At 68.6% G+C, this 22,516-nt stretch carries 19 protein-coding genes; 7 read left to right on the top strand and 12 right to left on the bottom strand.

Going from position 1 to position 22,516, the window contains the following annotated elements:
* The first annotated feature begins 8 nt into the window (after positions 1–8).
* Complete coding sequence (locus AC1DN0_RS01325) at positions 9–3,107, top strand: efflux RND transporter permease subunit (RefSeq protein ID WP_477145484.1); 3,099 nt, start codon at positions 9–11, stop codon at positions 3,105–3,107.
* Between the two features lie 234 nt (positions 3,108–3,341).
* On the opposite strand, the gene AC1DN0_RS01320 is transcribed toward AC1DN0_RS01325, so the two are convergent.
* The 8 genes from AC1DN0_RS01320 to AC1DN0_RS01285 form a co-directional block, all read right to left on the bottom strand.
* The gene (locus AC1DN0_RS01320) at positions 3,342–3,692 is read right to left on the bottom strand and encodes a hypothetical protein (RefSeq protein WP_441637176.1); all 351 of its coding nucleotides are present in this window, start codon (positions 3,690–3,692) and stop codon (positions 3,342–3,344) included.
* Positions 3,693–4,111: 419 nt separating this feature from the next.
* Complete coding sequence (gene rnk / locus AC1DN0_RS01315; protein ID WP_441637178.1) at positions 4,112–4,531, bottom strand: nucleoside diphosphate kinase regulator; 420 nt, start codon at positions 4,529–4,531, stop codon at positions 4,112–4,114.
* Between the two features lie 519 nt (positions 4,532–5,050).
* A complete protein-coding gene (locus AC1DN0_RS01310) occupies positions 5,051–5,491 on the bottom strand; it encodes a Cd(II)/Pb(II)-responsive transcriptional regulator (RefSeq protein WP_045242294.1) in 441 nt (146 codons plus the stop codon).
* Between the two features lie 117 nt (positions 5,492–5,608).
* Positions 5,609–5,986, bottom strand: a complete 378-nt coding sequence (speD, locus tag AC1DN0_RS01305; protein WP_441637180.1) for an adenosylmethionine decarboxylase — start codon at positions 5,984–5,986, stop codon at positions 5,609–5,611.
* Positions 5,987–5,996: 10 nt separating this feature from the next.
* A complete protein-coding gene (locus AC1DN0_RS01300; protein WP_441637182.1) occupies positions 5,997–6,167 on the bottom strand; it encodes a hypothetical protein in 171 nt (56 codons plus the stop codon).
* A gap of 6 nt (positions 6,168–6,173) precedes the next feature.
* Complete coding sequence (locus tag AC1DN0_RS01295; protein ID WP_477102467.1) at positions 6,174–7,685, bottom strand: DUF4178 domain-containing protein; 1,512 nt, start codon at positions 7,683–7,685, stop codon at positions 6,174–6,176.
* A 13-nt stretch (positions 7,686–7,698) separates the two neighbouring features.
* A complete protein-coding gene (locus AC1DN0_RS01290; RefSeq protein WP_276290777.1) occupies positions 7,699–8,730 on the bottom strand; it encodes an SPFH domain-containing protein in 1,032 nt (343 codons plus the stop codon).
* Between the two features lie 45 nt (positions 8,731–8,775).
* Positions 8,776–9,162 (bottom strand): DUF350 domain-containing protein, encoded by a 387-nt coding sequence (locus AC1DN0_RS01285; protein ID WP_441634485.1) that lies wholly within the window; start codon positions 9,160–9,162, stop codon positions 8,776–8,778.
* 219 nt (positions 9,163–9,381) lie between these two features.
* Between AC1DN0_RS01285 and AC1DN0_RS01280 the strand changes: the two genes are divergently transcribed.
* The 4 genes from AC1DN0_RS01280 (at position 9,382) to htpX (ending at position 14,201) form a co-directional block, all read left to right on the top strand.
* Positions 9,382–10,893, top strand: coding sequence for a polyamine aminopropyltransferase (locus AC1DN0_RS01280; protein WP_441634487.1), 1,512 nt, complete (start codon positions 9,382–9,384; stop codon positions 10,891–10,893).
* 27 nt (positions 10,894–10,920) lie between these two features.
* Positions 10,921–12,645 (top strand): NAD(P)-binding protein, encoded by a 1,725-nt coding sequence (locus AC1DN0_RS01275; protein WP_441634489.1) that lies wholly within the window; start codon positions 10,921–10,923, stop codon positions 12,643–12,645.
* 113 nt (positions 12,646–12,758) lie between these two features.
* On the top strand, positions 12,759–13,172 hold the full coding sequence (locus AC1DN0_RS01270) for a hypothetical protein (protein ID WP_441634491.1): 414 nt from the start codon (positions 12,759–12,761) through the stop codon (positions 13,170–13,172).
* A 150-nt stretch (positions 13,173–13,322) separates the two neighbouring features.
* The gene (gene htpX, locus AC1DN0_RS01265; protein WP_045242287.1) at positions 13,323–14,201 is read left to right on the top strand and encodes a protease HtpX; all 879 of its coding nucleotides are present in this window, start codon (positions 13,323–13,325) and stop codon (positions 14,199–14,201) included.
* Positions 14,202–14,254: 53 nt separating this feature from the next.
* On the opposite strand, the gene AC1DN0_RS01260 is transcribed toward htpX, so the two are convergent.
* The 3 genes from AC1DN0_RS01260 to AC1DN0_RS01250 form a co-directional block, all read right to left on the bottom strand.
* Positions 14,255–15,289 carry a GlxA family transcriptional regulator gene (locus AC1DN0_RS01260; RefSeq protein ID WP_441634494.1) on the bottom strand — a complete coding sequence of 345 codons (1,035 nt, stop codon included), beginning with the start codon at positions 15,287–15,289 and terminating at the stop codon, positions 14,255–14,257.
* A 62-nt stretch (positions 15,290–15,351) separates the two neighbouring features.
* Complete coding sequence (locus AC1DN0_RS01255) at positions 15,352–16,569, bottom strand: MFS transporter (RefSeq protein WP_441634496.1); 1,218 nt, start codon at positions 16,567–16,569, stop codon at positions 15,352–15,354.
* 123 nt (positions 16,570–16,692) lie between these two features.
* Entirely contained in the window at positions 16,693–19,974 is a 3,282-nt protein-coding gene (locus AC1DN0_RS01250) for a bifunctional cytochrome P450/NADPH--P450 reductase (RefSeq protein ID WP_477145483.1), read from the bottom strand.
* A 237-nt stretch (positions 19,975–20,211) separates the two neighbouring features.
* Here AC1DN0_RS01250 and AC1DN0_RS01245 point away from each other — a divergent pair, with 237 nt between their 5' ends.
* Positions 20,212–20,895 (top strand): TetR family transcriptional regulator, encoded by a 684-nt coding sequence (locus AC1DN0_RS01245; protein WP_441634500.1) that lies wholly within the window; start codon positions 20,212–20,214, stop codon positions 20,893–20,895.
* 48 nt (positions 20,896–20,943) lie between these two features.
* Positions 20,944–21,870, top strand: coding sequence for an alpha/beta hydrolase fold domain-containing protein (locus tag AC1DN0_RS01240; protein WP_441634502.1), 927 nt, complete (start codon positions 20,944–20,946; stop codon positions 21,868–21,870).
* Between the two features lie 72 nt (positions 21,871–21,942).
* Here the strand turns inward: AC1DN0_RS01240 and arfB are convergent, their stop codons facing one another.
* The gene (arfB, locus tag AC1DN0_RS01235) at positions 21,943–22,347 is read right to left on the bottom strand and encodes an alternative ribosome rescue aminoacyl-tRNA hydrolase ArfB (RefSeq protein WP_441634504.1); all 405 of its coding nucleotides are present in this window, start codon (positions 22,345–22,347) and stop codon (positions 21,943–21,945) included.
* Positions 22,348–22,516 lie beyond the last annotated feature (169 nt).

Here is a 22,516-nt window from a genome sequence, read left to right as displayed (position 1 = left end):
AATCTGTCATGGCGTCCTTCTTCCTTCGCCGGCCCGCCTTCGCGTGGGTCATTGCCATCCTCACCATGGTGGCGGGCCTGATTGCCCTCACGCGCATTCCCATCGCCCAGTATCCGGCGGTGGCGCCGCCCACCGTGATCGTCTATGCCGACTATGCCGGCGCTTCGGCACGCACCGTGGAGGACGCCGTGACCGCCGTGCTGGAGCAGCAGATGCATGGCATCCCCGGCCTGCTCTACCTCGATGCCAGCAGCGAGGGCGGCGCCGCCACCATCACGCTGGGTTTCCGCCAGGGCACCGACGCGCAGCTGGCGCAGGTCAATGTGCGCAACCGCGTCATGCAGGCCGAACCGCTGTTGCCGGAAGCGGTGCGCCGCGGCGGCATCTTTGTGGACCAGGCCAGCAGCAGCCCCTTCATGTATGTCTCGCTCGTCTCCGATGGCGGCCAGCTCGACGAAACCGCGCTGGGCGATTTCGCCGCCGGCTCGCTGCTGCCGATGCTGCGCCGCCTGCCCGGCATCGGCAAGGCCGAGCCTTATGGATCCGAGTACGCCTTGCGCATCTGGTTCGATCCGGACAAGCTCAACGCCTACGGCCTCACCGCCGCGGACGTGGAGCAGGGCATCAGGGCGCGCAACGGCGATGTCACGCCCGGCCAGCTTGGCAGCGCGCCGGCGGTGCCGGGCCAGCCCTTCCAGGCGCTGGTGCGCCCGCCCCGGCCGCTGAGCGATCCGGAAGCGTTCGAGCGCATCGTGGTGCGCGGCGGCAGCGACGCCTCGCTGGTGCGGCTGCGCGACGTGGCACGGGTGGAACTGGGCGCCAGCGACTACCGCTACGGCTCGCGCCACGATGGCCAGGTCGCGGCTTCGATCGGCCTCAAGCTGGCCGATGGCGCCAATGTGCTGGCCACTTCGCGCACCGTGCGCGCRGCGCTCGATGAAGCCGCGCGCAGTTTTCCGGCGGGCGTGCGCTATGAGATCTCGTCCGACAGCGCGCAGTTCGTCGAGCGTTCCATCTGGCGCGTGCTGACCACGCTGGGCGAAGCTACGGTGCTGGTCTTCCTGATCCTCTACCTGTTCCTGGGCAACCTGCGCGCCACGCTGATCCCGGTGATCGTGGTGCCGGTGTCGCTGCTTGGCACCGTCGCCTGCCTGTACGCGTTCGGCCTCTCGCTGAACGTGATCACGCTGTTCGGCGTGGTGCTGGCGATCGGCATCCTGGTGGACGACGCCATCGTGGTGGTGGAAAACGTCGAGCGGATCATGCGCGAGGAAGGCGTGGGTGCGATGGAAGCGGCGGCCCGCTCGATGCGCGAGGTGTCGGGCGCGCTGCTGGCGGTCACGCTGGTGCTGTGCGCGGTCTTCGTGCCGATGGCGTTCATGGGCAGCGCGGTCGGCGTGATCTACCGGCATTTCGCCATCACGCTGGCGATCTCCATTGCCTTCTCGCTGTTCTTCGCGCTCTCGCTGGCGCCAGCCATGTGCGCCAGCCTGTTGCGCCATGCGCCGCATCCGGTGCGCGGGCCGCTGGCGTGGTTCGAGCGCGGTTTCACGGCATTTACCGCGCGCTATGCCGGATGGGTGCAGGCGCTGCAGCGCCGCCGCCTGCGCTGGCTGGGCATCTACCTGGCGCTGGCGGTCGCTGGCGGCGTGCTGATATGGCAGATCCCCGCCGGCTTCCTGCCGGACGAGGACACGGGCGAGATTGTGATCGATGTGGAACTGCCGGCAGGCTCCACCCAGGAGGAGACGCGCACAACCGTGGCGGCGCTGGAGAAGTGGCTGCAGGACGGCAAGTATCCGGTGCGCTCCACCTTTGCCGTGCTGGGCTGGAGCAATTCCGGCAGCGGCGAACAGCGCGCCAGCCTGTACCTGGCACTGCAAGACTGGGAGCGGCGCGGTGCCGGGGAGCGCGCTGACGTGCTACTGGCGAGGATGACGGCTGCGCTTGAGGACTGGCCAGGCCGGGGACGCGCGCAGCTCTACGCTTATGGCGGCGCTACCTTGCCCGAACTGGGCAGCACCGGCGGCCTCGACATGCGGCTGGTCGCGCAGCCCGGCACCGGACGCGAGGCGCTCTTCGCCGCCCGCGACAAGCTGCTTGCCGCGGCCAGGGACGAACCCGCGCTCGGCGAGGTCCGTGCCACCACGGCGCAGCCCGCGCCGGCGCTGGACCTGCGCATCGACTACGAGCGCGCGCGCAGCTTCGGCGTGGAGCCCGAGGCCATCCACCATGCGCTTTCCGCCACGCTGGGCTCGCGCTACGTCGACGAAGTGGCGCGCGAAGGCCGTATCCGCCGGGTGATCCTGCAGGCCGACGCGCCTTACCGGATGAACCCCGCCCACTTGTCGCGCGTGCACGTACGCAACGAGCGCGGCGGCATGGTCTCGCTCGGCGCCTTCGCCGAACTGGTGTGGGGCAAGGGTGAAGCCACGCTGGAGCGGTTCAGCGGACTCCCCTCGGTGCGCATCAACGCCGACGTGGTGCCGGGCCACAGCACCGGCACGGCGATGGAGCGGCTCACGGCCATGGTCCGCGAACTGGGCGGCACCTATGACGTGCGCTGGACCGGGCGCGCCTTCGAGCAGCAGCAAAGCGGCGCGCAGGCGCCCTGGCTGTTCGCCTTGTCGTTGCTGTTCATCTTCCTGTGCCTGGTGGCGCTCTATGAAAACTGGACCCTGCCGCTGGCGGTGCTGTTGATCGTGCCCGCCGGCCTGCTTGGCGCGCTGGCGGCGATCTGGCTGCGCGGGATGCCGAACGACGTCTACTTCAAGGTGGGCGGGATCGTGATCATGGGGCTGGCGGCCAAGAACGCCATCCTGGTGGTGGAGTACGCCGAGCAGTTGCGCCGCGGCGGCATGGGGCTGGTCGAAGCTGCCAGCCAGGCCGCCCGGCAGCGGCTGCGTCCGGTGGTGATGACATCGCTGGCCTTTATCCTGGGCGTGGTGCCGCTGGCGATCAGCACGGGAGCGGGTGCGGCGGCGCAGGGCGCGGTCGGCACCGGGGTGCTGGGCGGCATGCTTGGCGCGACCGTGATCGGCGCGCTGGCGGTCCCCTTGCTCTATGTCCTGATCGGGCGCCGGCGTCCCCGGYGCGAGCGGGAATGACGGGCGCGCGCCAGCCTTTGAGGCGTTATGGAATAAGGTGGGATGAACTGCGGGACGGCCGGAGGGATTGAATGTACAGCGGGAGGTACAGCGGGAGCGGCGGGTAAAAATCACCCACCCGGCGGGAGAGAGAAGGAGGAGGAGGTCAGCCGGGCAGGTGGGAGATAAAGCGGGAAAACAGGTGCATAACCGAGGCGGCCACCTAAGTGGCCGCCTGGTAACACGAGGTCTGGATCAGACCTTATAGCCGTACAGCGATCCGTCGCCGGAGCGCGAATTATCCAGCGAGCTGGCAGAGATTTCGCCACTGAAGGCGCGCGCGCCATCGGTGAACGTGTCGAACTTGCCTTGCTTGGCGCCGTCGGTGTACGGGTCGTACTTGCCGGCGCGGGCGCCGTCGGAGAACGTATCGAACTTGCCTTGCTTGGCGCCGTCAACGAACGGATCGAACTTGCCGGTGCGCAACGCATCGGCATAGACGTCGAACTTGCCGACCTTGCTGGTGGCGGGGGCCGCCAGTGCCGCGGCCGATCCGGCCACCAAAAGCACTGCTAACGCGCTGCCCAGGATGCGTTTGGCATTCATTTGGGACTCCTTCAACTGATTGTTTTGTCGCTTTTGTTTTAAGCCGCAGTTACTTGCTGCTCTTTGGCAATCTATGTTGCTATGCGAGCACGGACTGAAGATTAGTGGCTGGGCGCGCAAGGAGAAATACCACTGCGACGAATGGTGCGTTGCGAGTCGTGAAACGCTGGAAGTGCGGACGAACGGCGCGGATTGGCCGCCGGATGGCGCAGCCGGGACGTGGAAACGGCGTGGCGCAAGCGCCTGGCGCGCGGTGCGATAGCCTGCCAGCCCAGGCTGGAGGCCGTCTAGCGCCGGGCAACGGTGCGCGCGGGCGCTCGTGGGACCGGTGTGCGCAACGCTGCCTGCGGCGCGCGAGGACGCCGCGATCGGCGTCCTGAAAGCGCACGTGAGATGCCCTGAATGTGCCTGCTGCGGCCTTAAACGGTGTACTGGCCGTTGGCCTCGGGCTGGAACGACAATTCGACCACCGTGACGCTTTGCTCGCGTCCGTCCGGCAGGCGGTAGCTCACGGTCTGGCCGGCGCGCGCCCCCAGCAGGACGCGGCCGATCGGCGACAGCACCGACAGCCGGCCCTCGTCGAAATCCGCGGTGTCCGGATACACCAGGGTCCAGCGGCGYGGCGTGGCCTCGCCTTCCAGCACGCACAGCATGCTGGAGTTCATGGTGACGACATCCTTCGGAATGGCATCGGCCGGCACGATGGCGGCGCGCTCCAGGATGCTGTCGAGCATCTCGGCCAGCGGGGCGGCGCCGGCACGCCCGGCAATGCGCTCGAGGCGGGTTACGTCGAGCTCGGTAAGGTAAAGGGTCGGTTGTTGCTTGGACGAAGCCGTCATGATGAATCCTCGCTAAGTGGCGATGCGGCGACCCAGGGCGGCTGGAGCGATCCGTCATGGATCGGCTCCGGGCACTGCTAGGTCATGGAATAAGGGGCCGTCAGGAACGGCGGGAAAACCGCGAACAGGGAGTGACTCGGCCCGGTTCGGCGCTTGCCTGCGTTGGGGGGAACGTCAGGCTGGGAACCGGGCAGGATCAAGCGGTGCGCTGATCCGGCGGCAGGCAATAGCCTGTGTGGCTTGCGCGCGCGGCGCCTGCGCTACGCGCGCGGACGCGCCGGCCTGCCCGATACGGGCAAGCTCGACAGCGGTCAGCGACAGGCAGCTAAGCGTCATTTACGTGCGGCAACTATTGGATGGAAATTCGGGAAAGCGCGCCACGCGGTGGGATCGATGAGAGCAATGGCTCACTCAAATGTCTCGTCGCGGGACCGTGCCGCCGCGCTTTTCACCAGCTTGGTGCGCGGCAAGTTGAGGAATCGTAGCATAGCCGGCACCGTTCAGCACCGGGGCGCAACCCTAGCCTTGATCCACGGCATGCGGATGGCATTCGCAGGCGGCGCCGGCCGCGGCCTGCTGCAGGTTCTGCAGGATGCCGCACTCGCTGGCCGGATGGGGCTGGTCGCAGGTGTGGCGCAGCGCCCGCAATTGGCCCTCCAGGGCCTCGAGCGCAACGCGCTGCGCATGGATCTGCTCGATCTGGCGATCCAGCAGGGCGTTGATGTCGTCGCAGGCGAGTGTCGGATCCCGCTCGAAGTCGCGCAGGCGCCGGACGTCGGACAGGCTCATGCCCAGCGAGCGGCAGTGGCGCACGAAATTGAGCTGCAGCAGATGGCTGTCGCCATAGCGGCGATAGCCGTTGTCCTCGCGCTGGGGTGCGTCAAGCAGCCCTTCGCGCTCGTAGTAGCGGATGGTTTCCACGTCGCAACTGCTGTGTTTTGCCAATTCACCGATACGCATGCCGACTCCAGATCACTCCTGCACCCAAGCAAAATCCCCGTAGTAATTACAGGGTCGTATGCAGTGTAGACCACGGGGGCGGGTCTTGCCAGCTCTCTGGAAGCTGGACGCAGCGGCTCAGGCCGGGGCCGGTCCTCGTGCCTGGTCGCGCAAGGTGAGCGCACGCGGCGCGAAGGCCGCGCGCACCACTTCCACCGCCAGTTCGGGCCGGGCGGCGCCGCACATGAAGACATCCACGGCGGCAAAGCCGTATTCCGGCCAGGTATGGATGCTGATATGCGATTCTTTGAGCAGCAACACCCCGGTCACGCCAAGGCCCGGCCCGAAATGCCGGAAGCGCGCATCGACCACGGTGGCGCCGGCGGCCTGCGCCGCCTGGTAAAGCACGCGCTCGACCAGGGCGGCATCGGCCAGCAGTTCGCTGGCCACGCCTTGCAGGTCGGCCAGCAGGTGGTGGCCGAGCACGGCCGGACAGGGTAACGCCGGCGCATTCATGCCTGCGCGCTCACTTGTGTCCGCCGCCGGAGGACCAGCCGCTGGAGCCGGAAGAGCCGCCACTCCAGCCGCGCGCACTGCTATAGCCCGAGGAAGAGCCCGAGCGGCCGGTATCGCCGATGTTGAAGAAGGTCGTGCCGAACAGCACGATGATGCCGTAGACGAGGTAAAGCAGACGCACGCTGTCTTAGTCCTTTCCGGCCCAGCGCTGGACCAGCCAGATCGGCGCCCACAGCAGCAGGAAGCCGACGACGATGGTGAACCATCCGCGGTCGGTGACAAGGGCCACCGGCACGTTGAGGATCGCGAGGAGGATGGCGTAGACCTTGGCGCTCTTGCGGCAAAAAGCGAGGTCATCGGTGCTGCCCGCGCGCGTGCCGGGCGAGGCCCGGGCCGCCTCGGCCAGCCCGGGGCTGGACTTGAACCACAGCGCGACCTGGGAGCGCGGCACGGTGGTGGACAAGGTCCAGACGATCTCTGTATCGGAAGTCTCGCGCGTGAGCCGGCGCGCGGGCTTGCCGAACTCGGTCAGGCGCGTAGTGTCGCCCACCTTGACGTGCCAGTTGAAGGTGCCGGCCGCGTACAGCACCTCGCTCTGGTAGTCGTAGCCCTGCTGGAAGGTCTGGCCCTGGTAGCTCGCGGCGGTACCGGACACCATGCGCGGCCAGGTGTCGAGCACCTCGACCCGGTCCCAGCCGCTGTCCTGTTCGACCAGCCACATCAGGCCGCGCTGCTCGTTGAACAGCAGGTACTCGACCCAGGTGGAGGCTTCGTCCTCGTCGTTGTCGGTGCATTGCATCAGCCCCAGCACCGTGTAGGGCTTGCCGTCGATGCTGCCGGTATCGCCCGGCGCCAGGCTGGTCCGCAGCGCATCCAGCTCGCGCTGCTTCTCCAGCACCAGCGCGGTCGAGGTGGTGCAATCGATCTCGCTGTGGCAACTCGGGCAGACCACGAAGCTGGCCACGCCCGCGCGGTAGGCGATGGCGCCGCCACAGCCCGGGCAGGCCAGCGGCACGGCCTTGCCCCGATAGCGGTCGGCGGTGCCGGCGATCTGGTCGGTCTCGCGCAGCAGCTGGCACTTGAGCTGGTCGAGCTTGACCGCCTGGCCGGTATAGATGGCCGGCGGATCGCCGTCGGCGTAGTCGAGCGTCAGGAAACGGCCCTCGTCGCGGAAGTCCGCCACCTGCGCGGTCCAGCCCGCGCCGACCGTGAACGGCAGTTCGCCCTGGCCACCGGTGCAGCGCGCGCTGCGCACATCGCTGGCCAGGTAGCGATGCTTGTCGAAGTACAGGGGCGTGCCCGGCGTGAGCTGGTCATGGCGCGGCAGCGTCACGCCGTTGAGCTGGGCGGCGGATTGCTCGGCCGTGACGCGCCGGGTCAGCATGTACTGGCCGGAGGCATCGGCCAGCCAGCCGTCGCTGCCGTCGTCGAACAGCACATACCACTCGTTCCACAGCCCGGCGTCGTAGCGCAGCTGGATGCGGCCGACCAGCGTGAAGCCCTGGCCATCCCACTGGCCCGAGGTATGGAGCTGCAGCGGCGTGTAGTCCTCCAGCACGGCGGACATCTTGCCGATGTCCCTGACCGTGTCGGCGTCCTTGAGCAGCGTGCTGTGGCAGTACTCGCACACCACCATCACGGCGGCCGACGAGCGAAAGGCCGCCGGCGCGCCGCAACTTGGGCAATTGATTTCTTGCATGCGTCCGCTACGCTCAGCCGACCAGCTTCTTCAGGATCTCGGCCTTGGCGGTATCGAAGTCGGCCTGGGAGATCAGGCTCTTGTCGAGCAGGTCCTTGAGCTTCTGCAGCCGCGCGGCGGGATCGTCCGCGGGTGCCGCAGCCGGAACCGCAGCCGCCGCAGCGGGCGCGGCGGGCTGTACGCCAGCGGCGGCGCCAAGCCCGCCCGCCATTGCCTGGCCCATCACCGCGCCGGCCGCCAGGCTGGCGCCCAGCCCGGCCACGCCGCCTTCGTTCTGCGCGGCCAGCGGGATCGAGGTGGCGACCTGGTACTGCGTGTACTTCGCCATATCGCCCATCATGCCCATCGAGATGCGGGTGTCGATGGCCTTCTGCAGTTCCTCCGGCAGCGACACATTGGTCACCGCGAAATTATCCAGCGCCACGCCATAGCGCTCGAACTCCGGCGCCAGCTTGTCGCGGATGGTCTGCGACATCAGCGCCTGGTTGGCGGCCATGTCGAGGAACGGCACCGAGGCGCCGCCCAGCGTGGACGTCATGGTGGCGATCAGCAGGTTGCGCAGCTGCTCTTCCACCTCGTCGCGGGTGTACTCCGCGCGCGTGCCGCTGATCTCCGTGTAGAACCTGGCAGCATCGGCGATCTTGTACGAGTACAGGCCGAAGGCACGCAGCCGCACCATGCCGAAATCGGCGTCGCGGATGGTGATGGGCTGGGCGGTGCCCCACTTGCGGCCGATCTGCAGGCGGGTGCTGAAGAAGTAGACGTCCGACTTGAAGGGCGACTCGAACAGCTTGTCCCAGTTCTTCAGGTAGGTCAGCACCGGCAGCGTCTGCGTGGTGAGCTTGTGCATGCCGGGCCCGAACACGTCGGCGATCTTGCCTTCGTTGACGAACACCGCCATCTGCGACTCGCGCACGGTCAGGCTGCCGCCGTACTGGATTTCCATATCCTCCATCGGGTAGCGCCAGGCGAGTACGCCGTCGCTGTCCTCGGTCCATTGGAGGATGTCGATAAACTGCTTCTTGATGAACGATCCGATGCTCATGGCGATCCCCAAAGTTCTCAGCAAATTCCCAGCAAATCCGGCCAGTCAGGACAGGCACGCGGCGTTGATCGCCCCGACCGTCACCGAGATGGCGCCCATCAGCCCGCCCATGCCGATATTGTTCGACTCGATCGCGGTGTCCATGTCGGGCAGCGCGCGCGTCAGCCCGGCGTAGGCCAGCGCCTGGACCAGCATCGCGCCCACCGACCACACCAGGAACATCAGGAAGGTGTCGTTGTGCTGGATGCTGGACGACAGCGTAAAGCAAAAACCGATCATCGCTCCCGACAGCGACAGCGCCGCCGCGAGGTTGCCCTGGCGGATCAGCGCGAACTCGCGAAAGGGCGTGATCCTGGTGTAGACTCCGACGAACACTGCCAGCAGGGCAAGGCCAGCCAGCAAGTGCAGCACGTAGGCGTAGATGGCTTGCATCGTTGTTATTCTCCGGCGGGTTCCACGACTGTGTTCCGGTTCAACTTTTGGCAGTATCTTGCCGGCTACGCTGCCGCGCCGGCGCTCAAGTATATCGTTGTCCATTTCCAGCAATGACAACAATTTACAGCGTGCCAGGCCGATCCTGTATCGCGGCTCGCCTGCTCCCCTCCCTCCCCTGCCCATCCGATCCCGACCGCCGACCCGACTGATTACCTGATGCGCGACCGTACCCTTGTTCTTTCGGTGTTGATCGTGGCGTCCTGCGGGCTCGGCTACGAGCTGATCGCCGGCGCCCTGTCCAGCTACCTGCTGGGCGATTCCATCCTCCAGTTCTCTTCCATCATCGGCTGCTACCTGTTCGCCATGGGCGTAGGCTCCTGGCTGTCGCGCTATGTGAAGGACGAAGACGTGCTGGCGCGCTTCATCGATATCGAGATCCTGATCGGACTGCTCGGCGGCATCTCCGCCGCGCTGCTGTTCGTGGTGTTCGCGTGGCTGTCGGCACCCTTTCGCACCGCGCTCTACGCCATGGTGTTCGTGCTCGGCGTGCTGGTGGGCATGGAGATCCCGCTGGTCATGCGCGTGCTCAACACACGCCGCACCGCTTTCAGCGAACTGGTCAGCCGCGTGCTTACCTTCGACTACCTCGGGGCGCTGGCGGTCTCGCTGGTGTTCCCGCTGGTGCTGGCGCCGCGCCTGGGCCTGTCGCGCACCGGCTTCCTGTTCGGCATGCTCAATGCCGGCGTGGCGCTGGCCACCATCCACATCTTCCGCGACGAACTCAAGCCGGTCATGTCGCGCATGCTGCGTGCCTCGCTGGTGCTGGTGCTGCTGGCCGGCGGCTTCCTGGCTTCCGGGCGGCTCACGCACTGGGCGGAGCGCGGCATGTTCGGCGACGAGATCATCCACAGCGAAAGCACGCCGTACCAGCGCCTGGTGATCACGCGCTGGAAGGATGACCTGCGCCTCTATATCAACGGCAACCTGCAATTCTCCTCGCGCGACGAGCATCGCTACCACGAGGCTTTGGTGCATCCGGTGCTGCAAGCGCTGCCCTGGGCGCGCCGCGTGCTGGTGATCGGCGGCGGCGACGGGCTGGCGGTACGCGAGATCCTCAAGCACAGGAATATCGAGCACGTCACGCTGGTCGACCTCGACCCGGCCATGACCACGCTGTTCTCGCGCAGCGAACCGCTGGTGGCGCTGAACCAGGGCTCGCTCAAGGATGCGCGCGTGCAGGTGGTCAATGCCGATGCCGCGCAATGGATGGAACAGCACAACGAGATGTTCGACGCCATCATCGTCGACCTGCCCGACCCGTCCAACTTCGGGCTCGGCAAGCTGTACTCGGTGCCGATGTACAAGCTGATGTCGCACCATCTCGCCGAGAAGGGCTATGCGGTGGTGCAGTCCACGTCGCCCTACTTCGCGCCGCGCTCGTTCTGGGATATCGACGCCACGCTGCGCGAAGCGGGCCTGCATACCTGGCCTTACCACGCCTACGTGCCGTCCTTCGGCGAGTGGGGCTTCATCCTGGCGGCCAAGCGCGCCGACTACACGCCGCCGACGCGCTACAGCGTGCCGCTCAGGTTCCTCGACGCCGACAGCACCGCGCTGATGTTCCGCTTCCCCGCCGACATGGCGCCGCGCGAGGCGCGCGCGAACCGGCTCAACGAGCAGACGCTGGTGCATGATTTCGAGCAGGACTGGCGCAATGTCATTCGCTGATTGCCGTTGCCTGCACGGGGAGCCCGAATGGACCGCCGCCGCTTCCTGATCGCCGGCGCCGGCACGGCCGGCCTGGGCTTGCTCTCCGGCTGCGACCGGCTGGGCGACGATGCCAGCCGCTTCCTGGCGGGCGTCGGCCTGCGCGAGCCCGCGCCCGTCGTGTTGCGCCCCGGCATGGCCGAAGGCCATGCGCTGCGCGATGCCGCCAGCTGGCCGTCGGCCGTACCCGCGCAGGACGAGATCGTGACCGACGTTGCCATCCTCGGCGGCGGCGTGGCCGGGCTCAGCGCGGCGTGGCAGCTGGCGCGCGGCGGGCTGAAGGATTTCGTGCTGGTGGACGGGCCGGAGTTCGGCGGCAATGCGGCGGGCGGCAATTTCGGCGCCGACCTGGCCTTCCCGCGCGGCGCGCACTACCTGCCGCTGCCCTCGCCCGAATCGACGCATATCCGCGAGATGCTGGCGGATACCGGCGTGATCCGGCGCGACCCCTTCGCCGCGCGGCCGGAGTTCGACGAGCGCGCGCTGGTGCATGCGCCCGACGAGCGCCTGCTCTTCGACGGCAAATGGCACGACGGCCTGCTGCCCAGCGATGCCGTGCCGGACGAGGAGGCCGCGCAGCACGCACGCTTCCTGGCCCGCGTCGAGCAGCTCAAGGCCGCGCGCGGCAGCGATGGACGCAAGGCCTTCGCCATTCCGCTGGCGCTGGCCTCGCAGGATCCGGCCTGGACCGCGCTGGACCGGCAAAGCATGCGGCAATGGATGCTGGCCGAAGGCTATACGTCGCCCACCCTGCATACGTATGTGGACTACTGCTGCCGCGACGACTACGGCGCGGGCCACGAACTGATCTCCGCCTGGGCCGGCCTGTATTACTTCGCCAGCCGCGCGGGCCATGCGAGCGATGCCGCCGACGGCGCCGTGCTGACCTGGCCCGACGGGCTGCATGCGCTGGTGACGCGGCTCTCGGCGCGGATCGATGCGCACCGCGGCGCGGGGCAACAGGCCAGCGCGCAGCCCTGGCGCCGCCCCGGCATGGCCTTGCAGGTACGGGAGCAAGGCCGGGAGGTCTCGGTACTGTGCGCCTGGTGGCCGGACGGCGTGGGCGCCCGGCCGCCGCGCCTCTACCGCATCCGTGCGCGCCGCGTGATCTGCGCCATGCCGCTGCATGTGGCCGCCCGTGTGGCGCCGCTGCGTGAATTCGGATTCGACCCGGCGCGCCACCTGCCGCCCAGCGCGTCGTGGATGGTGTCGAGCTTCCGCCTGCGCGGCTTCCCGCCGGAGGCAGCCGGCGTACCGCTGGCCTGGGACAACGTGGTGCACGGCGGGCGCGGGCTGGGCTATGTGGTGAGCACCCATCAGCTGATCCGGCAAGCGATGCCGGCGGCCACGGTGTTCACCGCCTACTGCCCGCTCGACGCTGCCGCCGACCCGGGCGCGGCACCGCGCCCGCTCGCCGACACCCGCCGCTGGCTGGCGGAGGCCAGCCCCGCCGAACTGATGGACTATGCCACCACCGACCTGCGCACGGCTTACGGGCGCGCCTTCTGGCGCCACGCCGACGCGGTGGAGATCACCGTGCGCGGGCATGCCATGGCCTCGCCGCGCACCGGCTTTCTCGGCAACGCAGGCGCAGCGGCGCTGCGCGCTGCCGATGGGCGCGTCCTGTTCGCCCACGCCGACCTGTCCGGCGTTTCAGTGTTCGAGGAAGCGGCCTGGTGGGGAACCCGCGCCGCGCAAAAAATCCTCGGCTAAGTGTCCGGATGTGATGCTTGCGGTACTACATGTGGCAATGCCGCATCCTGTAGAATTCTCGCCACGGATTCGTGTCGAATCCCCATATCGAGCGATCCCAAACCAATCTATTTGTGCGCGCCATCCGCTTCCTGCTGCTGCTTCTGATGCTTGCCGTCATGCCCTTCCAGAGCTGGGCAGGCGCGGGCGTGTGCGCGGTCGGCAACGCGGCGTCGCATGGCTGGGCGCAGCCGGATTCGTGCGGCGCGGCGGCGCAGGCGGCACAAGATGCCGCATACGCCGCTGTAGATAACCGGGATCGCGCCGACGCGGCCGCTGCCAGCATCGCGGCGGATCCCGACGAAGCCCCGGGCTCCGCTGATCTTGGCGATCCTTCGCAGCCCGGCGCCGACCTGGCCGAATCCCTGTTGCCGGCCTCGCCCCTGCGCTTTGTCGCCGGGCTCGCCGGTAGCGGCGCGCCCACACACCGCGCCGGCGCATTGCCCGACCCCGACCTTCCTCTCCAGCAGCGCCCACCCAGCGCCTGATGCTCTCCCCGCGCGCAAGCTGGTCTTGCGCGCACTCGTTGTTCGCCCTTGCGATTTTTCCGTTGGCCGTGAGCACCCGGCGTGCCCGCGATGACCGCAATGCGCGCGCCTGGTTTCCCCACTGTATCGATCACTTCCTCACATCAAAACATGAAACGCGTCCTCCTATTCCTGGCGACCAACCTCGCCGTCATGCTTGTCCTCAGCTTCACCGCCAGCCTGCTGGGCGTGAACCGCTTCCTGACCAGCAACGGGCTCAACCTCGGCATGCTGCTGGTCTTTGCCGCGCTGATGGGCTTCGGTGGCTCCTTTATTTCGCTGCTGATGTCCAAGACCATCGCCAAGTGGTCCACCGGCGCGCAGGTCATCACCCACCCCGGCAACAGCACCGAACTATGGCTGGTGCAGACCGTGCAGAAACTGGCCGACCGCGCCGGCCTGCCGATGCCGGAAGTCGCCATCTATGAAGGCGAGGCCAACGCCTTCGCCACCGGCGCCACCAAGAAGAACTCGCTGGTGGCGGTCTCCACCGGCCTGCTGCAGACCATGTCGCATGACGAAGTGGAAGCCGTGCTGGCGCATGAGGTGGCCCACATCGCCAACGGCGACATGGTCACGCTCACGCTGATCCAGGGCGTGGTCAACACCTTCGTGATCTTCCTGGCGCGCGTGGTGGGCTACTTCGTGGATTCGATGCTGCGCAAGAACGATGAGGAATCGAGCGGCCCCGGCATCGGCTACATGATCACGGTGGTGGTGTGCGAGATCGTGTTCGGCATCCTGGCCAGCATCATCGTGGCTACCTTCTCGCGCCACCGCGAATACCGTGCCGATGCCGGCGCGGCCAGGCTGATGGGCAGCCCGACGCCGATGGTGGCGGCGCTGCGCCGCCTGGGCGGACTGGAGCCGGACGGCCTGCCGCAGAACATGCAGGCCATGGGGATCGCCGGCGGCAAGTCATGGCTGTCGCTGTTCTCCAGCCACCCGCCGATCGAGGAGCGGATTGCTGCGTTGCAGGCCAAGGGCTAAGCGCCTTTCGTCCGCCCCCTCTGCCACTTGGTGGGAGAGGGGGGAAGCCACCGCTACGCAACCTCCCCCCGCTCCGCCGGCCTGGTCCTGAACGCCGCCCGGTACCGCTCCGGCGTGGTCTGCACATGCCGCTGGAACGCCTGCCGCATGACGTCGGCATTGGCAAAGCCGGTGGCATGGGCGATGCCTTCCAGCCGCCGCCCGTCCTCTTCCAGCATGCGCCGCACCGCCTCCACCCGCAGCCGCTCGACGTAGCGCGCCGGTGTCTCGCCGACCTGCCGCGCGAACACGCGCGCGAAGTTGCGCGGGCTCATCGCCACGCGCTCCGCCAGCACGGGCACCGACAGGTCGCGCGCCAGGTGCTCCGCCATCCAGCCCTGCAATTCACGTAATTCCGGACTCTGCGCGCTCTGCGCCTGCAGCAAGGTGGAGAACTGCGCCTGGCTGCCGGGCCGGCGCAGGAACAGCACCAGCTCGCGCGCGACAGCCAGCGATGCGGCGTGGCCTAGATCGTCCTCCACCAGCGCCAGCGCCAGGTCCATGCCCGCGGTGACGCCGGCCGATGTGTACAACTGGCCGGCGCGAATCCAGATCGGGTCCGGGTCCACCTGCACCAGCGGATGGCGCTGCGCCAGGCGCGCGGCGTGGCGCCAGTGGGTGGTGGCGCGATGGCTGTCGAGCAGGCCGGTGCGCGCCAGCACGAAAGCGCCGGTGCAGACCGCGCCCAGGCGGCGCACGCGCGGCGCCTGCTCGCGGATCCAGCCGATCAGCCGCTCGTCCTCGGCCGCCGCCGCATGGCCCGAGCCGCCGGCGATCAGCAAGGTATCGATCGGGCCTGACAGCATCTCGCCGATGCGGTGATACGGCGCATCCGCCAGCAGCCGGATGCCGCTCTCGGTGCACACCAGGCCGTCGTCGCGCACGCTGGCGATGCGGATCTCGTAGGCGGGCGAGCGCCGTCCGTCGAGCCGGTTGGCATGGCCGAACACGGCGCTGGGGCCGGTGACGTCAAGCTCCTGCGCGGGGTCCGGCGCGACCAGCACCACGATGCGCGGCGGGTCGGATGGCAAGGGAGGGCTGGATGGCATGGATGATGGTCTCGACGAGAGTGTGTATGCGTGCCAGCCGCCGATCATACTGGCGCCGGCCGTCACCCCGCCAGCGCCGCCGCGCGTGGCGCTTGCCGTTGCCAGCCCAGCGTGACCAGCAGCGCCACCCCCAACGCGGGCAGCACCGCCAGGTTGACCGCCTGCCAGCCATGGCGGTATAGCACCTGGCCGGCGGCAAGCGTGGCCAGCGCGGTCAGCGCGGCGGCCGAGAATTCGGCCAGCGCCTGGGTACGCGCGCGCTCCGCGGGCCGGTAGCTCTCCGCCAGCAAGGTGGTGCCGCCGACAAACATGAAATTCCAGCCAACGCCCAGGCACAGCAATGCGACGTAGAAGGCCGGCAGTGCTGTCGACGCCAGGGCCACCAGCGAACCCATCGCAGCGAGCGCGATGCCGCACATCAGCATCGGCCCGCGGCCAAAGCGCTGCAGCAGCCAGCCGGAGAAGAAGGATGGCGCGTACATCCCGACGAGGTGCCACTCGATGATCTGCGCGCCCTGCTTGATGGTGTGGCTGCACGCCACCGCGGCGATCGGCGTGGCGGTCATCACGAACATCATCACCGCATTGCCGATGCCGTTGTTGGCGAAGGCCGCGAGGAAGACCGGCTGGCGCGCGATCTCGGCCAGCGGGCGCGCGGGGAGTGCCGTGTCGCCGTGCCCGGCGGCTACCGCGGCGGCGGCTTGGGCGGGCGGCTCCCGGTAGCCGAAAACCAGCAGCAGAACCGTGGCGAGACCGAACACCGACACCACCGCGTAGGAGCCCGCGAAGGGCTGCGCCACCATCAGGTTGCTGCTCCACGCCGCGATGGCGGGGCCGCACACGGCCGCCACCACGCCGCCGGTCAGCACCGTGGAGATCGCGCGCGGCTTGTCGGCAGGCGCGGCGGCATCGGCGGCGGCCAGCCGGTAGAAGCGCGCGAAGGCCTGGAACACGCCGACCAGCGCGGTACCCACGCAGAAGGCGGCGAAGTCATGGTGCGCGATCGCCCACACGGACACCAGCCCGCCGGCGCAGCACGCCAGCCCGCCGAGGCTGAATGCCGCGCGGCGGCCCAGCCGCTCGATCAGGAAGGCGGCGGCGATGGCGGTGAGGGCCGATGCGACGGTGATCAGCGCAAACGGCAGCGTGGCAAGCGCCTTGTCAGGCGCGAGCGTGTAGCCGACCAGCCCGGTCAGCGTCAGATCGACGGACAGGGCCGAGGTAAACAGGGCCTGGCAGATTGCCAGGACCCGGGCCTGGGACATCGCGGGACGTGCCATCGGGCGCTCCGGTGTAAGGGCGGTGGGGATGACACCGAGCGTAAGGAATATGGCGCCGTGGCGGCTGACAATGATCCGCAGATTTCTGCCAACCAGCGCGAAGGCGAGACGGCACCTGGCCGGCTAGTTGAACACGTCCTGCCGGTACTGCCCCTGCGCCACCATCGCCGCAAGCCGGTCGGACGCCGCGGCCTTGCTCATGCCGCCCTGCTGCGCGGCGATCTCGATCAGCGTGCGGCGCACCGCCGGCGCCATCAGCCGGCCATCGCCGCACACGTAGATCGTGGCGCCGTCCTGCAGCATCGCCCACACGGTTTCGCGATCGCGCCATAGCAGATGCTGCACATAGCGCTGGTCCGGCGCGCCGGCGGTGGAATAGGCGGCATGCGCCTGCACCACGCCCCCGGCCTGCCAGCGCGCCACATCGTCGCGGTAGAGCCAGTCGTGCTCCGGATGGCGGCAGCCGTAGTAGAGACGGCTGGCTGCCACCGCCTGGCCAGCTGCCATTTGCGCCGCGCGCTCTTCCAGGAATCCGCGGAACGGCGCGATGCCGGTGCCTGGCCCGACCAGGATCATCGGCCGCGCCGGATCGGGATCGGGCGCGAAGGCCGGATTGGGCGTACGGATCGCCGCCGCCACCACGGCGCCCGGCGCGAGTCCCTGCAGCCAGGTGGATGCCACGCCGCGGAACAGGCCGCGGCCCGACAATGCCGCCGACAACACCATGCCGACGGTGATCGTCGCCACGTCGGGCGATACCGCCGGCGACGAGGCGATAGAGTAGAAGCGCGGGCGCATCGGCACCGTGCAGGCCAGCAAGCCCGGCAGCGTCAGCGCGATCGCGGGATGGCTCACCAGCACGTCCACCAGCCCCAGCCGCTGCGCGGCGACGCGCGCGGCGTAGCCGTCTTCCGCATGGTCCGACCCGAGCCGTTCCAGCGCCGCGCGCGTGAACGGGCAGCGCGTGTATTGCACCAGCGTGCGCAGCGTCTGGCGCGACACCACGTCCTGCAGTTCGATGAAATGTGTCAGCAGCGCGCGCAAGGGCAGCGCCTCCTCCAGCGGCAGGCCGCGCGCGGCGGATGCATGCGCGGCGGACAGCGTCACCATGGCCTCCGGATCGAGATCGAGCCGCTCGCACAGGTCGCGTACGGTGGCCGGATGGTTCTGCGGATAGACCGCGAGATGATCGCCGGTGGCATAGCTCGCGCCTTCGGGCAGGCGCAGCCGGATATCGCGCGTGGAAGTGCGCGGCGCTTCCTGCGCAAAGTCCCACAGGCCGGCAGGATCGTTCACCAGTTCGGTGTTGGCCAGCACCGTGAAGGCCTGCGTCGACGGCGGCAGCGTGCCGGCGCGGATCGTGGCGATATCGCGCAGGCGCACTTCGATGTGGCTCGCGCCCGCCGCATCGGGCGCCGCGCCCTGCTCCACACGCAGCGCCTGCAGCGATTGCCACAGCCCGGCGAGCCACGACTCCGCCGCCTGGTCGAAATCGCCGTTGCCGTCGGCTTCACCGCGCGCGAGCAATGGCGTGGCGCCGGCAGCGCCGAAGAAGTCGTGCAGGCGTTTGGGGAATGCCTGATAGGTGGCCCACTGCGAATTGCCGCAGCCGAGCACGGCAAAGCGCAGGTCTCCGGCGCGATAGTTATCCACAGCCGCGCCGTCGAGCATGGCCTCGAAGCGCCGCGCCGAATCGGGCGCGCGGCCATTGTAGGTGGCCGCCACGATCACCGCCAGGCCTTCGGCGGGCAGCGCGCCAATCGCGTCATCCAGGTCGCGCAGCGTGGCATGGAAGCCGGCCGCCAGCGCACCGGCGTGGATCTGCTCGGCCAGTTCGCGCGCGGTGCCCAGGCTCGACCCGCACAGTACGGCAAGGGCCTGGCCATTGCCCCGCACCGCCGGGCGTTGCGACTGGACGCTGGCCGCGCCGGCCGCCGCGGCGGCGGCGATGCGCTCATGCGGTCGGCGCCTGCGCGCCCTCAACGTGAACGCATCCGGCTTCAGGGTCAGCGTTTCCTTGATGCGGAACTGGTAGTCGTGCGGATCGCTGAACTGGAAGTTGCGCAGCATCAGCGCCAGCGCCAGCTTGGCCTCGGTGAGCGCGAACTGGCGCCCGATGCAGGCGCGCTCGCCATTGCCGAACGGCTTGTAGGCGTGCGGATGGAGCCTGGCTTCGTGCTCCGGCAGGAAGCGGTCGATGTCGAAGCGTTCGGGATCGGCCCACACCTTGGGGTCGCGGTGCAGCGCGGTGAGCACCACCGAAACGCGGCGGTTCTTGTGGATCAGGTAGCGCCCCCCGATCACGGTGTCCTCGAACGGCGCCACCGCAAAAGCGGGCGCGGTGGGCCACAGGCGCAGTGTTTCCTTGAGCACGCGGTCGATCACCTGGAGCCTGGCAAGGTCGGCATAGACCGGCGGTGCATCTCCCGGCAGCACGGCATCCACTTCGGCATAGGCCTGCGCCAGCACGCCGGGATTACGCAGCAGTTCGTACAGCGCGAAGGTCAGCAAGCCGCTGGTGGTCTCGTGCCCTGCGATCAGGAAGGTGATGACCTGATTGCGGATATTCACATCGTCCAGGCGCTGGTCGGTGTCGGGATCGCGCGCGTCCAGCATCAGGTTGAGCAGGTCGTGCGCCGGCGGCTGGCCGGCATCCTTCCCGGCCGCGGCGCGGCGTTGCCTCACCACCTCGTCCACCAGCTCGCGCATGTAGCGGATGTCCTCGGCGAACTTGCGGTGCGCCGCGTGCATGAACTTGTCCTGCAGCGCGAAGCGGGTCAGCTTGCCCATGGCCTCTTCCAGCGCGCCGACCATCGCATCGATAAAGGGGTGGAGCTGCTCGCGCGAGAATGAATCGAAGTCATAGCCGAAACCCGACAGCGCGATGGTGTCCAGCGTGAGCCGGGTCATGTCGTCGGCGAGCGCGATGTCGGTGTCCGCGCCCTGGCGGTCCCATTTGTCGACCAGGCGGTTGGCCACGCGCAGCATCACGTCGAAGTAGCCTTTCATCGCGCGCTGGCTGAACGCCGGCATCAGGATGCGGTGGGCGCGTCCCCAGTTCTCTTCCTCCCCGTGCGCGGTGAACAGGCCGTCGCCTGCCAGGTCGCGCAGGTAGGACAGCGGCGGCCCGACGATCTTGCGAAAGCGCTGCCCGTCCGACAGCTCGCCCGCCAGCGCGGCATCGCTGACGAACGCCACGCGGCGCCCGGCGAAATCAAGTTCGAAGATGCCACCGAAATGGCGGCTGCGTGCCAGCAGATGCTGCGCGACCTTGCCGGGCGTGACTTGCAGCAGGTTGCCGACCAGCGGCCAGCCGGCGTCGCACGGAATCGGCGCGAGGGCGGACACGGCCGGCGCGGCGGACAGGGTTGCGGCGGGCACGGCGGGAGCGGAGTCGCGCTGCATGGTCGGTTCACCTGGTGGTAGTCGGCGAGCGGATCGCCAGGATTGGGCCAAGGGGCACGCGGCCGCCTTGTGTCTCTTGTTCGTTATTTTCTTGCGGGGTGCATCGCTGCCCCCGCAAGTCGGCGTAGACATTCGTCTACTTTTGCAGCAAAGTAGACGAATGTAGACCGAGTGTCAATTCCAAACCGAAGCATGACCACGCCGGGGTATCCCGGCATTAACTTTTTGGCTGTGACCATGGAAGACGTTGCCGGCGGCAAACGCAAACTGATCGACGCGGCGCTGCGCCTGGCCGCGGCCAGGCGCAGCTTCGCCGGCCTGGGCCTGCGCGAACTGGCGCGCGAGGCGGGGCTCAACCCCAACACGTTCTATCGCCACTTCCGCGATATGGAAGACCTGGCGCTGACCGCGGTGGCCGAGGTCAGCAACGAGTTGCGGCCCATGCTGCGCGCGGTGCGCTGGGCCGTGGCGCGCGACAATCCCGGCGAAGTCGCCACGCGTGCCTGCGACGCATTCTTCGCCTACGCCGACGCCCACCCCGACGCCTTCTTTGTCGGTGTGTGCGGCAGCACCGGCCCCCAACCCGCGCTGCGCGACGCGGTGCGCCAGTTGCTGGCGGACATCGCCGCCGAAATGGCGGAAGACATCGAGCGGCTGGCGTTGTGCCCCGGGCTGTCCCGCCCGGTCATCGACGACCTGTGCGGCTACGTGGTGTCCTACCTGTTCCACTTGTCGACGGATTATCTCGAAGACAGCGCCAAGGGCCGGCGCCAGCGCATCCAGCAATCCAGGCAGTTGATCGGCTGGCTGCTGCGCGGCGCCGCCGAACAGCAGCGGGCGCAAGAGCGCGAGCAAAGCCAGGCACAACCGGCACCCGCCCCGGCGCGCAAACGCAAGCCGCCGGAGCGCCGGCCGCACTGAACGCCGCAAGCCTCCACACCGAGTCCTGACCACCGAGCGAGGAGCCCGATGAGCCTGCAGAACCTGTTGCTGTCTTACGGATTGAGAAAGCGCCTGAAGCGCGGCGCGCCGCCGGCGCAGATCGACGTGGCCGGCACCCGCCGCGCGATGGCGCAGTTCGGGCAGAACGCGCGCGTGCCGGCGGGCTGGCGCATCGAACGCTCCGAGGCGGCCGCGTTGCCGGGCGAATGGACGCGCCGCGATGGCGCCGCCGCGCACGCCGATGTCCCCACGCTGTTCTACCTGCACGGCGGCGGCTACTACTTCTGCACGCCGCAGACGCACCGTCCGCTGACGCTGGCACTGGCGCGCGGGACCGGCATGCCGGTGTTCTCGCTGGACTACCGGCTGGCGCCCGAGCATCCCTTCCCCGCCGCGCTGGACGATGCCGTCGATGCCTACTCGGCGCTGCTCGCACTCGGTATTGCGCCACGCAACATCGTGATTGCCGGCGATTCCGCCGGCGGCGGGCTGGCGCTGGCGACGTTGCTCGCGCTACAGGCGCGCGGCACGGCGCTGCCCGCGGGGGCGCTGCTCTTCTCGCCGTGGACGGACCTGGCGGCTACCGGCGAAACCTTGCGCAGCAACGAGCGCCACGACGTCATGTTCCACGGTGAGTCGATCGCCCGCGCTGCGCGCCTGTACCTGGGCGACACCGCCGCCACCGACCCGCTGGTCTCGCCCCTCTACGCCGACCCGGCCGCGCTGGCGGCGCTGCCGCCGCTCTATGTGCAGGCCAGCGACAAGGAAGTGCTGCTCGACGATTCGCGCCGGCTGGTGGAACGCGCCAGGGCGGCCGGCGGCGCGGCCGAGCTGCACGTCTGGCACGGCGTGCCGCATGTCTGGCAGCTCTACCATCCCTTCCTGCCGGAAGCGCGGCGCGCACTGGCGGACGCGGCCGCGTTCGCGAACCGCGTCACGAAGCGCCACCAATAAGGGGGCGGCGGGATACGCGGGCGCGGGGACGGGTACGCGCGGCGAATGCGCGATGTGACGTGGCGTTGGCGCTCAGTCCACGACTTTGCCGCGCTGTGCCTTGACCTGGCTGCGCTGGCTCTTGCCTTCCAGGCGCCGCATCTTGGACCCGTAGGTTGGCCGCGTGGGACGGCGCGCGCGCGGCGGCGTGGCCACGCTGCGCACCAGGTCGTGCAAACGCTGCACGGCTTCCTCGCGGTTCATCTCCAGGCTGCGGTGCTGTTGCGCCTTGATCACCACCACGCCGTCGCGCGTGATGCGGTGATCGTGAAGCTGCAGCAGCCGCGCCTTGTGCCCCTCTTCCAGAGACGATGCGCGAACATCGAAACGCAGGTGAACCGCGTTGGAGACCTTGTTGATGTTCTGCCCGCCGGCGCCTTGCGCGCGGATCGCGGTGATTTCGTATTCGGTGTGGGGGATGAGGATATCGGGCAGCATGCGACGGATGATATCAAGGACCCGGCCCCGTGCGTTGGCTCGCCGGATGTACCAGCAGCAGGCTTGTCATCGCCTTGAGCACGCAGCCGATGCCGGCCGGTTTTTCCAGGCGCGGTTGAGCGGGAATAACAGACCATCGCACGCTACCGCTCCCAGGAGGGTGGCAATG

The sequence above is a fragment of the Cupriavidus sp. 05N39 genome (assembly GCF_056397325.1).
This window is presented reverse-complemented; position numbering and strand designations above follow the sequence as displayed.

Excerpts from the sequence above, each read along its gene's own strand:
- AC1DN0_RS01320 (WP_441637176.1), bottom strand. The coding sequence starts at position 3,692 with ATGAATGCCAAACGCATCCTGGGCAGCGCGTTAGCAGTGCTTTTGGTG.
- AC1DN0_RS01310 (WP_045242294.1), bottom strand. The coding sequence starts at position 5,491 with ATGCGTATCGGTGAATTGGCAAAACACAGCAGTTGCGACGTGGAAACC.
- speD (WP_441637180.1), bottom strand. The coding sequence starts at position 5,986 with ATGAATGCGCCGGCGTTACCCTGTCCGGCCGTGCTCGGCCACCACCTG.
- AC1DN0_RS01295 (WP_477102467.1), bottom strand. The coding sequence starts at position 7,685 with ATGCAAGAAATCAATTGCCCAAGTTGCGGCGCGCCGGCGGCCTTTCGC.
- AC1DN0_RS01290 (WP_276290777.1), bottom strand. The coding sequence starts at position 8,730 with ATGAGCATCGGATCGTTCATCAAGAAGCAGTTTATCGACATCCTCCAA.
- AC1DN0_RS01285 (WP_441634485.1), bottom strand. The coding sequence starts at position 9,162 with ATGCAAGCCATCTACGCCTACGTGCTGCACTTGCTGGCTGGCCTTGCC.
- AC1DN0_RS01280 (WP_441634487.1), top strand. The coding sequence starts at position 9,382 with ATGCGCGACCGTACCCTTGTTCTTTCGGTGTTGATCGTGGCGTCCTGC.
- AC1DN0_RS01275 (WP_441634489.1), top strand. The coding sequence starts at position 10,921 with ATGGACCGCCGCCGCTTCCTGATCGCCGGCGCCGGCACGGCCGGCCTG.
- htpX (WP_045242287.1), top strand. The coding sequence starts at position 13,323 with ATGAAACGCGTCCTCCTATTCCTGGCGACCAACCTCGCCGTCATGCTT.
- AC1DN0_RS01260 (WP_441634494.1), bottom strand. The coding sequence starts at position 15,289 with ATGCCATCCAGCCCTCCCTTGCCATCCGACCCGCCGCGCATCGTGGTG.
- AC1DN0_RS01255 (WP_441634496.1), bottom strand. The coding sequence starts at position 16,569 with ATGGCACGTCCCGCGATGTCCCAGGCCCGGGTCCTGGCAATCTGCCAG.
- AC1DN0_RS01250 (WP_477145483.1), bottom strand. The coding sequence starts at position 19,974 with ATGCAGCGCGACTCCGCTCCCGCCGTGCCCGCCGCAACCCTGTCCGCC.
- AC1DN0_RS01245 (WP_441634500.1), top strand. The coding sequence starts at position 20,212 with ATGGAAGACGTTGCCGGCGGCAAACGCAAACTGATCGACGCGGCGCTG.
- AC1DN0_RS01240 (WP_441634502.1), top strand. The coding sequence starts at position 20,944 with ATGAGCCTGCAGAACCTGTTGCTGTCTTACGGATTGAGAAAGCGCCTG.
- arfB (WP_441634504.1), bottom strand. The coding sequence starts at position 22,347 with ATGCTGCCCGATATCCTCATCCCCCACACCGAATACGAAATCACCGCG.